This window comes from Spiroplasma endosymbiont of Colias croceus, from assembly GCF_964020095.1.
Lineage (GTDB): Bacteria > Bacillota_I > Bacilli_A > Mycoplasmatales > VBWQ01 > Spiroplasma_E.
Genome location: NZ_OZ026536.1, coordinates 496461 through 509579 on the forward strand (window position 1 = coordinate 496461; position 13119 = coordinate 509579).

The following is a 13119-nucleotide window of genomic DNA, read 5'->3' on the forward strand; positions in this document are numbered from 1 at the left end:
TTAATTAAACATAGTTATTTTTGTAAGTTACACAGATTACTAAACATTACCTAAAATTTAAATTTTTATCGAGTTAATATAAAAATATTATTAACAATTTTTTGTTTAAAATGTAAACTCATTTTTTAAACTATTTTTTCAAAAAATATTTATTTCTATATTCAATAACACTAAATAGTTTTAAAACAATTTTATTGACAATTAATTAAATTTAATTACGGAATATGTCCAATATTAGTTTTATTTTCATTAATAGCATCAACAATATTTTTATTATTAGTTTCTAATCTTCCATAAGTATTATTATGTAATAATGATATAGCAAGAGAACTATTTGAACTATCATTTATTCATAATTGGTCTCTATCATCTTTATATGTAAAATATCCTTTCATAAAAACAGATTTTTTATAATAATTAGTTAAATCTGGTATTTTATTATCAACATATTTTTTAGTTGTAGCATCACTTAAAAATGTAGGAGTACCAACATCAATAATTCTTTTACCATTAACATCAATACCTTTATCATCTTTTGGCTTTATAAAATTAGGATTATCTATATTAATTTCTCATAATGAATCAATATTACTATCAACATGAATTTTTAATTTAGGTATAGTATCAGTAATATCATCTATTTTTATACCAGTACCAGCAATTATTCCTTCTTTTCGTAAAAATGTTTTATTACCAGAATCTCAAGTAATAACTCTTCTATCGCTTTCATCAAAAATACTAGGTGTATTAAAATTATCTGTATTACATGAAATAGGATTATTAATTGCTTTTCTTGGAGTATGTAAATTTGCTTGTTGTAATAAATTATATACTTCCATTAATACATAATCTGGTTCACTTGGTGGACTAATACTACTTGATAAACCATTACCACTAATAGATACTGAACTTCTAATAAATGCCATTCCATCAGTTAAATAATATATAGTCATTCTTGCTGTTGCTCTTTTAACTAAAGTTTGTTGAGTTTCATTAAGATTTTTAAATCCTATTACTTCAATTTGATTACCAGTAATAGTATTTGTACGCTCACTTGAAATAGCAATTGCCATAATAGTAAAATCAGTTTTAGTATTATCAGTAGTAGTTTGGTCAGCATCTGGTATAAAACCATATATAGTTTTTAAATCATCTTTTGTAATATAATTTAAATTTACATTTCAATCAATATTATTTTTGTTTTCCATAATCTTTATACCTTCCATATCCTTGTACTGCTTGTGATTTATTAACTACACCAATAACTGATTTATATTTAGATTGTTGAGTAACTTTTTTATTCATATTTTTAACATTAGTTCTGGCTCTTTGTTCTCTATCAGATTTTGATAAACCACCGTGATAATATTGATTTTGAAATATCTTATTAGCACCAGTACCATAAGCACCTGTTGCTTTACACATATCAATTCAAGTTTCTCTAGAAACCATAAAATAATCATAACTTTTAGATAAATTAGTTCTATAAGTTAATGTAGCAATACCATAAGTACCCGACTGTTGTTGTATTACTGGAGTTCATATACCACCCGCTAATGCACTACTAGAAAGATTTACATAAACTCCAATCATAGAATCATAATCTTCTTGTGTTAAAGAATTCATAATAATTTCTTTACCTTTATCCATTAATGATTTACCATTTAAATATTGTTTTTGAATATGTTGTAATTTAGCAATATTATTATTAGTAATATGTGTCATTATTTTTTTATGAATTACTGGTAAATTTGTTAATTTTTGTAAAACTTGTTGAAATTCAGCTAATTCTTTTTGTGATTTACCTTGTCCTAAAACTTTTGACATTAATTGATTTTTTAATATTCCTGCTGGATTTTTTAAAAAACTATTAAATAATGAATTATTTTTTTTAAATTTTTCTATTAATTCAGCAGTTTGTATATCACTAACAGCAGTTTCTAATATCATTCTTAAAAGTAATATAATAGGCATTTAAATTACTTCTTTGTAAAAGTTACTTGTAAAGAACCATCATATAAAGTTTTACCTTCAACATTAGCACTTGTTGCTGTTAAATCTGAAAAATTAGCATTACCTTTTCGATAATTAGGATTTTTAGCAATAACTGCTTTTTCTACTTCATCTGCAGTTGGAGCATCACCAGCCATAGTTATTTTTCCTAAATTAGTAAATTCAATTGCTGTAGCAATATCAATACTTGAAGTAACTGTAAATCCTTTAACTAAATCTGGTCTTAATGCTTTACCTTCTGAAACTAAAAACTTATGAAAATTCTTAACATTACCATTACTTTGTAAAACAAAAGTATTATCTTGTCCTCTATTAAATGGAAATGCTAATGCTTCTTTATGTACAAGAACTGCATCACATCCTAAAAAATTAAATGATTCTTGTTTATCAATAACTCCAGCCGGATAATTTCTACCTAATCATGGACATTCCATAATTTTAATACCACCAATTTCTAATACTTTACCACTAGCTAATGCTTGACTAGAACTTTCACTACCTAAATTAGCATTTGCTAATAAAACTAACGGTTTAAAAAAACTAGATACTCATAATGTATAATCTTCTTCATCTGTACCAATATATTCATCATTAATTCTTGCTTTTAATGTTGCTAATGTAGTTGAAATTTTTAATCATAATAACGCTCTATAATCTTCTGTTTTAGGATTAGTTGGTAATGCAATATTAATAATTCCATTATTTTTTGCTGTTTTAACTGCTAATGATAATAATTTTGCAACTAAATATATTTCTACTGATTTTGCTTTTGCATCAATTCAACTTGATGCTAAACTATCTGATACAAGAACATTACCATCTTCATATCTTGCACCTAATCTTTTTAAATCAAGTGTTTCTTCTTCAAAATTAATTTCTTTCTTTTTATTTAAAAGAATTTGTATTGTATCTGCTGTTGTTAAATTATTTGCACCAGCACCAGCAGTATAATCTTCAGTAGGATTTCTTTTAGTAATATTATAAATAGCAGTACCAGCATCTAATTGCTCTCTATTTTCTACTGTTGCATTAATTAACGCTACTCTTTTTGATAATAAAACTTTTAAATTTTTAATATATTTAACTGATAAATCTAATTTACCCGTTGGATTACTTGGGTCATTAATTGTTGTTGATTGTGTTGTAATAATTGCCATTTTATTTATCTCCTTCTATATTAGCCTAATAGTCAATTTTTAACTAATTGTGGCATTTCACTTATTAGTTTTTTATAATCAATAATTGCTTGTTCTAATTTTTCTACATCTTCATATGTAAAATAGTCATTACTAATGCGTAATTCATAATCAGCATCAATGGTAAGTTCTAAATCATGATATTTATTATTAAATTCAATTTTTGTCATATTTTTAACCTACCATTCCTATTTTTCTAGTATCTACTTCATCTTCTTTTTCTTCTTTAAATTTATCTTTTACATCTAAAGAAGAACTAATATTTGTATCTTTATTTTTATTAAATAAATGTGGAAAATCTTTATTTAATAATGATAATTCTTCTTCAATATCTTCTTTATCTCCAAGATATCTTTTTAATAAATTAATATTTTCTTCTGATAAATCATATTTTTTATAACTTTCTGAATGTCTAATTTCTCTATCTTTATCAGTTTTTTCTTTATATAAAGTATTATATTTTTCTTCTCATTCTTTATATTTTTCTTCTAAAGTTGGTTCTTTAACTTCTTCAGTTTCTTTGTCTTTTGATTCACTTTCTACTGGTTTTAATTCATTTTCTTCGGTTTTTGATTCACTTTTTGGCTCTTTTGATTCATTTTCTGTTGGATTTAATTCATTTTCTTGTTTTTCATTTTTTTCTTTTTCTTCCATACTATTACCTTCTTTCATTTCATTTTCATTTAACATAATTATCACCACCTTTCTAATTGTTAAGTTAATCTTGGTGAAATTTGTATATTATTAAAGTTAATATTACTAATTATTTCACTAGTTAAATAATCCGTATTAATATGTAAACTACCAATTAAATTTATAGTTATATTTAATTTAGTACCTACAAAACTCATAACTAATCAAGTTTGTATAAAAGTTACTCTTGTATCATCTGAACTAACATTATTTGTATCTCCAATTAATACTGAATAATATTTATTACTATCAAGTTCATTTTTTATATAATATTCTTTCAAACTAGGAGATAAAAGAATTTCTACTTTAAATTTACAATTATTACCTTCATGTTCTTGATTATCATTATAGTGATAATAAGTTTCTGGATTATTTTCATGAAAATAAGGTATATATTTTCCTATGAATTGAGGTATATCTTTTAAATCAGGAATAATAAATGAATTACTACTATTAAAGGTATTGTTTTTATTTCCTTCAGTTGCCGATATACTAATATTTCAATTTAATTCAAAATTTTTATAATCTTTTAGAAAATCTTTTACGTTTTGATAATCATAATCAGTTAAATCAATTGAAATATTTTTTATTCATGACTGATAGTTAGTATTATTTGGATAAATAAAATATTGATAGCGTTTAGAAATATCTGATACAAATGGAGAAGTAAAATTATTGTTTAATTTTTGACCAGATAAATCTATGAATATTGAGTGTGGTATTTCTGTTGGCGGTGGTGGATTAACTGCTTTTGGATAATTATATTTATTTTTAAAACTATAAGTATTATTTGCTAGTAAAAAATTATTCTTAATTAATCTTATATTACCACTTGCTTTACCAACTGTTTGATACGTCCCTGCTCAAATACTAAAATCATCACTTACAGCACCTTCATAATCATTTGGCATGCTATAAAATGTTAATTTAAAATTACATTTTCCTTGAACTAAAATATCAATCATATCTATATAAAAACCACTATAATTATCATTACCAAAAATTGGTGATTGTAAGTCAAAATCTTCTACTGGTGGTAATAAATATATTTGTTGACTATTATTTGGGTTATTTTGCGATATATTAACTAGGTTCATATATTTAGTATCAACAATATTATTATTATCAATATCATAAGTTGAAAGTTTAATGTTATCAGTCAAATTAAATGTAAAACTTGTCATATGACTAGATGTTCCTAAAATTGCTGGTAATTCATCGGGTGTACCATTTCTAAAAACATCATAAGGCATAATATTTTTTTCTTTTGCACTTGAATAAATAACGTTAGTATAAAATTTATATAATTCAGCACTTATAAAAAAATTAACAATATCAAACCTTGGTATTAATAAATTTGAAACTTTTTTAAAACCTATATTCATTCCGCCGGTAAATCCATTAAAGAAACTACCAAATACTGGTATAGTATTTAATTGAATTTTAATTGTTTCCCTTATTGATAAGGGTATTTCATTCATAGAATTATAAATAAAATACATTAAAGCGTTTAAATTTCTTAAATTTTTAAATTTTAAATTATTGATAATATAACCATTAACTTGACCTCTTAATTTTTTATTATTTTTATTAAAATATACAAAATAAGGATTACCAATAGTATAAAATTTATCAGTTTCTAAATTTGCTCCATTTAAAAAATTACTATCTCAATAAGGAATATATTTACCAGTTTCAGTATCAATTTTGTTAGTTGCTGTTTTTTTTCAACATCAGTTAATATATGATCTTCAAAAGTCTTTTTTGCACCATCATCATACATTGGTGCTATTACTTCTTGTCATTGTTGATAAGTATCAACTGTTGATTTTGCTCCTACGGTTAAAACATAATTTGTTTCTGGTAAAGCACTAAAACTAAGTGGGTCATATGTAGATGCCTGATAATTTAAAGGGAAAATTAAATGTGTGGGATTCATAGTGATTTCTTTATTATCAGTTTTATTAATATTTCTTCCTCATAATCCGATAGCAATAGTGCCAACTGTTCCATAAAAAGTTATTTGTGCATGTGTAACTGGTCTAGGTGATAAATAATTATTATCTAAAATAATGTTTTTATTTAAATCAAGTGCAGGTATTGCAACTGGTTCACCAACAGCACCTAATTGTACATATTGATTAATTGCTAATCCGCTAGTTGCTAATTTATCATTTAATGAACTAAAAGTACATTGAATATAAGCAAGTTCTTTATTTTCATTATTATAAGTTTTACTTGCAACTTCAAGAATATATCATTGTCTATCAACTTTAATTGATTTATCAGTATTTATAACTTTATTAATTTCTGGAATCATATATAACTTATATAAATTTGAAACAATATTATTAATAAAATCAAAATTCTTTTTTTCATTTGGAATATTAATAACTACATTTTTAATTGCTTGTTCTTGAATAAAAGCATTATTTGCTGGAGTTGCTGAATAAGTAATACCTAATTGGTCACTTAAAATATTTCCATAAAATACATCACCAACTTTTAAAACCTTTTTACCAGTAGAATATATTGTTTTTAAATCTGGTTCTATTAAATCAAAACTATTATCTCATACAGATAATATTGCTTCTCTACCAGTAAAGATTTTACTAAATGAAGTATAATCATTAGGAATTGAAGTTGGTGGTTTATAACCCGTTTCTGTTGAATTTATAGTACCTAAAATAACGGTAAAAGGACATACACGAAATTGTAAATCTTTATTTTGTGTAAAATCTTTTTCAATTTCACCAGTTGATTTTCAAACTGTTTTAATTAATTGATGATTTATTTTCGGTATCATTTTTAGTTTCTCCATCAACATCTTTTATTAATCCATTATCAAAATCAATTTCTTCTTTTCTCATTCTTCTATTTTCTTCAAGAATGTTCATTGCTTCTTCTTCACTAACACCTTCTTCTTGCACAAGAATACGTTTTCTATTAGTTAAATCTAATGCTAATTTTCTCTCATTAATTTCTAATGATTTTAATCTATCTATAATAGTATTTTCTTTAATTTCAAATGTTCATTTTGATTTATCACCATCTAATCCCATTAATATAAAACATCTTTGAAATATTTCATTTCAATCACTTTGATTTAAAGTTCTTTTAATTCTTGTAGTTTCCATATCTCTTGAATTAGTAATTAATACTTCTGCTTCTGTTTTTTGACTTGTAGTATCATTTACTGGACTATATCCACTACCTTCAAATGCTTTATCAATAATAAATTGAATAAATTCTGCATATTTATCTAATATTGGATTACCTTGTAAAATAGCAATTGGTGGTGTTCCACTAGTACTTCCTAAACTTCTCAAATTTGCTTGTAAAATAAATTTACCTATTAATTTTTTTAAATCAAAAGCAGTTTTAGATTGATTTATCTCTTGTTCAGTAATATCTAAAAATACACGAGTAACATTATATTCAAGTTCATGTTCAATTGATTCAAATGTTTTATTTAATAATTTTTGTAATTTTTTAATTGGAGTCATATCTGGATAATAATCACCAATAACTCCACCAAAGAAATTCTTTTTAGGTAAATTTTGCATAAATTTAACTGGAATAATACCTAAATTATGATTTTCTATTAATGGTAATTGTAAATCTTTACTTATTTTTTTTTGTAATCCATCTAATGTAATAAAATCACTAGTAAAATATCTAATTATTTGATTTGGAGTATATGTTGTTTTAACATAAATACTTTGGTCATCATATTGTACTCTTGACCATGTTGATGCACTATATTCAGTTTCTAATACTCTTGCAACTCTTGATTGAGCATATGGTTGAGCAAAATTTAATGATATTCTACCAGTTTTACTTTTATCAATTTGAACAATACTATAACCATAACCAGATTTAATATGACAATCTTGATAAAATAAACTATCAAAATTATTTCATTCTTTTAATTTTTCAATTGCTCTTTTATAATTATCATCTTCACTTGTTAAAGTATAACCATTACCCCATAATAATTTACTTGCATGATTTGCTATAATTTCTTGAAGATTTATCATACATCACTTAGGAGTTAATATTTCAGTATTATGATTATTCATATGTTACTTCCTTTCAAAATAAGGATTTATATTTGCACTTAAATTTCTAATGTATGGCTCAATTGCATAATCAAATGCATCACGTAAATGGTCATTACCTGCTAATGGTATTTGTTTAATACTCTTAGGGTCTCATACAGCTAATCTAAATTCATCTAATAATAATTGAGCATTATTCTTTATGTTTATATTTAATCGTTCTGATGCCATTAAAGCCACATTTTTACCTATTCTAAACTCAAGTCTTAATTTCACACAATCTTTAAAATATAGCCATGAATTAACTTGATATTTAATTGCTGTATCATTTAACATTTCAATAAATGTATAATTACTAAAATCACAATATACAGTTAAACCATATTCATATAACAAATTATTTTCTTTTGCTAATTTAATATAAAATTCAACTACTAATCTTGCTAATTGTTTATTATCATAACGAATTAATTTATTTTCTATTTTTAAACAATCAATAACATTAACAAATTTAAAATTATAATCAAAACCTATTAATACACATGCTAAAGCATCATCTTTAAATCCATAATCTAATCCAGCACTAAATCTATAACTTGGTTGTATTACTCTACTAATTTTAGGAAGTAAATGTGAATATATTCCACCAGATTCATAACCAACTAAACCATGACTTCTTACTCTTGCAGATATTGGGTCTAGAACTTCTATTTCTAATAATTGCTGTTTATCACTATCTTCTAAATGAGTATTTAATTTTCAATTTTGATAATGATAAATAGTATTATTAATAATAGTAAATTGTTCATATTCATTAATAATTTGCTTTTCATTTTGAGGACAAGCTGTTACTGTCTTTTTAATAAATTCATTAAGAATTGACCAAGGATTACAACTTTCAATTTCTAATAATTGTTTTGCTCCACGAATAGCATCTTTTAAATCTTGATAATCATTTTCAGTAATTTCATATCTTTCATCACTTCATATAATTACATAATCATATAAATAATTACTTGCTAATCCAGTTAATTTAACATTACTATTATCTTGTGAATGTAAATATTTACAAGTTATTTTACTACCATTAAATTCAATAGTTTTTTTAGTTTCACTAATAATAAAGTTAATTGAAGGATAAGTTGCTCTAATAATTTGTTTTAATTCTTGTCAACTATCATTTAATTGTTTTGACATATTACGAATTAAATAAGCATGAATATTAATATTATCTAACATTAATAAAATACCAAAAAATTCAATATCACTAAATGTTTTACCAGATTTACGACTACCTAATTGTTTAATTTTAGTAATATTTAAAGGTTGTTTTAAATACATTTTTTTAGCAATATCTAATAAATAACCAAAATTACTTAACATTTATTCTTACCTTTATTTTCTAAACTAATTGCTATAGGGGCGACGTTATCACTATTCTTTATATCAATTTTAGTTGATAAATGATATTTATTAACATATGCTCTTTCTAAATATCATGATGAAGTATTAGCATTAGAAGTTAAATATCTTTGTAAATTTAAGTGTTCAATTTGAGAATGCGCTCAATTAATTTGTTGTAAAAAAGTATTTCTCTTTTTTTGTTTTCAAGTCCTAATAGTACTTTCTGTTATATCTAAATAAATTAACATACCTAATTTTGTAGGAACTTCTTTATTATCACTACAATGAGTAAAATAATTTACTAATTCTTGTTTTAAGACTTTTGCATCATTAAAAATTGTTCTTATTTTTATTTTTTCTTCTTGCACATAAAAATCTCCTTTCATATGCTTTAAAAAAACAAAAATTTATGATATAATTAATATAATCTTTAAGTTAGAATTGCTGAAAAAATAACTTATTAACTTTATTAATTACTTCATATATTTTTTTATTTAATTTTTATAATATAATTATAACAAAAAATAGCATTATACTGCTATTTTTTTATTTTTTCTCTTAATTTTAAAAATATTTTTTATAGTTTTTCAAAATTTAAAATCTGGATTTTCTTTTTTAAATATTTTATTTGCTCAAAATAAACCAATAATATTTAATGAAATAAACATAAAAAATATACCCATTTTTTTTGTCTATGACATAATTCAGTACCTTTTACACCGAGTAATACTAGTGCAAATATTATTAAGTATATTGAAAGTGCTATCGCTAATAGTGGTCATTCACCCAATTTTAACATTTTTATTTTCCTTTTCTATTTACATTTTTCTTTATTGTACATTATTTTATTAAAAAAGAAAAGATAACTAATAAAAGTTATCTTTAAACGCTAAACTAGAAATACATCATTATCATCAATTTTATCGTTCCTAAATATTATACTATAAAACTAAACATTTTTCAACATTAAATTAATAAATTTGATACAATGCTTGGAGTTAAAAAATCAATAGAAAGGTGTTGAAAGATGTTTAATTTTCAAAATTATTTGAACAATAAAATCAATGATATTAAATCATATTTTGTCAAAGAAGTCGAGGATTGAGATGAAAATTTTTTTCAAAATAGAACTAAAGAAGAAAAAGAAAGATATAAAGTTTCAAAAAAACGTAATAGAACAGTAAATACTGAAATTGGATTTGTAACTTTTAATAGAAGAATATATTAAGATATTATAGAAAAAAGAACTCGTTATTTTACTGATGAAGAATTTAATATTGAAAAACGTGCAAGAGTTATGAAAGATTTAAAATTAAAAATACTTAGTAATTTAATAAAAAACTTAATAACTAAAAAAACTTATACACATATTCAAGCAGAATATGAATATACTTATTTTTCTAAAAATTTTATTTCAAGAATTTTTAAAAATGCAAAAATTGAAAAATTAATACCAGAACAAAAATTTAAAGTATTAGATAATCAAAAATTAAATATATGTGCAGATGATTCCTTTGTTACTTGTTGAGATGAAAATGGTTTAAAACAACAATATTGTTGTAGACTTTTAACTTATAATTTAGGAAGAAAAGAAATTTATTCATATAGAAATAAATTAGATAAAAAAATAACTTCATTTATGTTATTTAAAACTGGTAATGGTTTAAATCAACATGAATTATATCAATTTACAACACAAACTATTCTTAATCATTATGATATTAATTTAAATATATTAGGTGTTCAATGAGAATATCATAATTATAATTTAGTAGTTGCTGGTGATGGTGCATTATGAATTAAAGCAATGGCTACTTGATTGGGATGTTATTATATTTTAGATAAATATCATGCTTATAGTTATTTATGAAAATCTTTTGTTGGAGTTCGTGGTAAGAAAAAAAATCTCATGATTGAACTAAATATATTGATGGAACAACTACTTTTGCAAGTGGTGATTGTAATCAATTACTTTCTTTTTTAAAACCTAATGTTAATGAAAAAACTTATAATTATTTTAAAAATAATGCTCATGGTATTGTCAATCAAAATGCTTCATGAAATATTGGATGTTCTGCAGAAAGTTATGTATATCATTTTTTAAAATCTTTAACTAATGGAGCAAAAATATATAATTATCAAACATTAAATAATATGTTAATAGCAAAAGCAAATTATTTAAATTCTAGAAGTTACATGAATAGTAGTTAATAAATTAAAACTTAATATTTTTAAAAACTAATTTTAAAATTAGAATTTTTGTGTTATTTAAATGTAATTTTAAAATTATATTTTTAAATATTCATGTATTTTATGATATAATAAAAGTAACAAAAAATAGAAATACATCAGTTTATTGTTCTTGTTGTCTCTTTCTATCGATTAATCTCATACGTCCAATTCAATAGACTTCTTGCAAAACCTATCTATTAAAAATTTAATTTTTAAAATAAAATTAAAAATAAAAAAGATAGGTAATCTATGATGTTTGATAAATTAAAAACTATTAACAATCCAGAATTATTAAGATTAACTGGTATAAATGATATTATTTTTAATAAAATTCTAGAAATTTTAAAGACAGAAGAAGTAAAAAAGTTTAAAAATGGTGGTACACCTAATAAATTATCATTAGAAAATCGTTTATTAATGACTTTAGAATATTGAAGAGAGTATCGAACTTATTTTCATATTGCTAAAAGTTATGGAATTAGTGAAAGTAGTTGCTATAGGAATATCAATTGAATAGAAAATACTTTAATAAAACATCCTGATTTTCAACAACTTGATGGGCAAAAATCACTGTTAAATAATAATTTTAAAGATAAAACAGTTATCATTGATGTGACTGAAAGTACTATTCAACGCCCAAAAAAAGTCAAAAACAATATTATTCAGGAAAAAAGAAAAAACATACAATAAAAACTCAAGTCATAATTGAAAAAGATAGTAAAAAAATTATAAGTTCTTATTTTTCTTATGGTAAAAATCATGATTTTAAAATTTTAAAAAATTCAAAAACGAAATTTTTATCAGAAACAACTATTTTAGTAGATTTAGGATATCAAGGTATACAAAACATACATAAAAATGTCTTATTACCTAAACGAAAATCAAAGAAAAACCCTTTAACTAAAGAAGAAAAGAAAAATAATAAGGCTATTTCAAAAATGAGAGTTGTTATTGAACATGTTTTTGCGATTCTTAAAAAATTTAAAATTATTAGTGAAAAATATCGAAATAGAAGAAAAAAATTTGCATTAAGATTTAATTTAATAGCTTCAATTTATAATTTACAATTATTAATTTAAATATATTTGATAATTTAATATTTTATTTTTTTATTTGAAATAATAATTTTTGTTGTATTTTAATGACAAAAAATAAAACATATTTTGAACAATAATTTTTAAAAAATATTAAAAGTGTTATTAAAATAAATTTTTAAACTTAAAAAATGTGATTAATATCATAGTTTTGCAAGAAGTCTAATCAATAACTAGTGATCAAAAAGGCAATGTTTATGCTGCTAATGATGAAGGTATTATTTATTATATTAGTGAAAATAATAAAGATATTAAACCAATATTTAAAAGTGAAGGTATTATTCAAGCAATAGCAACTTCTAATAATGGTAATGTTTATGTAGTTATAAAAGAAACAAAAGACATATTCCGTAATTAAATTTTTTAAAAGTCAATTAATAATTTTAAAATTTATTTTATAATTTTGTTATTAACAATAAATTTAGA

General features: G+C 22.6%; 13 protein-coding genes. 3 read left to right on the plus strand and 10 right to left on the minus strand.

The features are described 5' to 3' along the window. Positions 1 to 215 precede the first annotated feature (215 nt). The 10 genes from AACL24_RS03135 to AACL24_RS03180 all read right to left on the minus strand — a co-directional run bounded on the left by AACL24_RS03135 (position 216) and on the right by AACL24_RS03180 (position 10035). Positions 216 to 1208: a hypothetical protein gene (locus AACL24_RS03135; RefSeq protein WP_339048596.1), complete on the minus strand. Its 993-nt coding sequence runs from the start codon at positions 1206 to 1208 to the stop codon at positions 216 to 218. After that, positions 1192 to 1974 (minus strand): hypothetical protein, encoded by a 783-nt coding sequence (locus AACL24_RS03140; protein ID WP_339048598.1) that lies wholly within the window; start codon positions 1972 to 1974, stop codon positions 1192 to 1194. The genes AACL24_RS03135 and AACL24_RS03140 overlap by 17 nt, the downstream gene beginning before the upstream one ends. 5 nt (positions 1975 to 1979) lie before the next feature. After that, positions 1980 to 3170, minus strand: coding sequence for a hypothetical protein (locus AACL24_RS03145; RefSeq protein WP_339048600.1), 1191 nt, complete (start codon positions 3168 to 3170; stop codon positions 1980 to 1982). Positions 3171 to 3190: 20 nt separating this feature from the next. After that, positions 3191 to 3379: a hypothetical protein gene (locus AACL24_RS03150; RefSeq protein WP_339048602.1), complete on the minus strand. Its 189-nt coding sequence runs from the start codon at positions 3377 to 3379 to the stop codon at positions 3191 to 3193. Between the two features lie 4 nt (positions 3380 to 3383). Then, complete coding sequence (locus tag AACL24_RS03155; protein WP_339048605.1) at positions 3384 to 3899, minus strand: hypothetical protein; 516 nt, start codon at positions 3897 to 3899, stop codon at positions 3384 to 3386. 23 nt (positions 3900 to 3922) lie between these two features. After that, on the minus strand, positions 3923 to 5707 hold the full coding sequence (locus AACL24_RS03160; protein WP_339048607.1) for a hypothetical protein: 1785 nt from the start codon (positions 5705 to 5707) through the stop codon (positions 3923 to 3925). Positions 5708 to 6676: 969 nt separating this feature from the next. Further along, entirely contained in the window at positions 6677 to 7984 is a 1308-nt protein-coding gene (locus AACL24_RS03165) for a phage portal protein (RefSeq protein WP_339048609.1), read from the minus strand. Between the two features lie 3 nt (positions 7985 to 7987). After that, positions 7988 to 9346, minus strand: coding sequence for a phage terminase large subunit (locus AACL24_RS03170; protein WP_339048611.1), 1359 nt, complete (start codon positions 9344 to 9346; stop codon positions 7988 to 7990). After that, positions 9340 to 9735 (minus strand): terminase small subunit, encoded by a 396-nt coding sequence (locus tag AACL24_RS03175; RefSeq protein WP_339048614.1) that lies wholly within the window; start codon positions 9733 to 9735, stop codon positions 9340 to 9342. Before AACL24_RS03175 ends, AACL24_RS03170 begins: the two co-directional genes overlap by 7 nt. Positions 9736 to 9897: 162 nt before the next feature. Next, complete coding sequence (locus tag AACL24_RS03180; RefSeq protein ID WP_339048616.1) at positions 9898 to 10035, minus strand: hypothetical protein; 138 nt, start codon at positions 10033 to 10035, stop codon at positions 9898 to 9900. 359 nt (positions 10036 to 10394) lie between these two features. Between AACL24_RS03180 and AACL24_RS03185 the strand changes: the two genes are divergently transcribed. The 3 genes from AACL24_RS03185 to AACL24_RS03195 all read left to right on the plus strand — a co-directional run bounded on the left by AACL24_RS03185 (position 10395) and on the right by AACL24_RS03195 (position 12678). Beyond that, positions 10395 to 10595 (plus strand): hypothetical protein, encoded by a 201-nt coding sequence (locus AACL24_RS03185; RefSeq protein ID WP_339048618.1) that lies wholly within the window; start codon positions 10395 to 10397, stop codon positions 10593 to 10595. Between the two features lie 69 nt (positions 10596 to 10664). Then, a complete protein-coding gene (locus tag AACL24_RS03190) occupies positions 10665 to 11351 on the plus strand; it encodes a hypothetical protein (protein WP_339048620.1) in 687 nt (228 codons plus the stop codon). A gap of 497 nt (positions 11352 to 11848) precedes the next feature. Then, positions 11849 to 12678 (plus strand): IS5 family transposase gene (locus AACL24_RS03195; RefSeq protein ID WP_339048622.1). Its coding sequence is split into 2 segments (ribosomal slippage): positions 11849 to 12245 and positions 12245 to 12678, totalling 831 coding nucleotides; the frame shifts between segments, so codons are not numbered across the junction. Positions 12679 to 13119 lie beyond the last annotated feature (441 nt).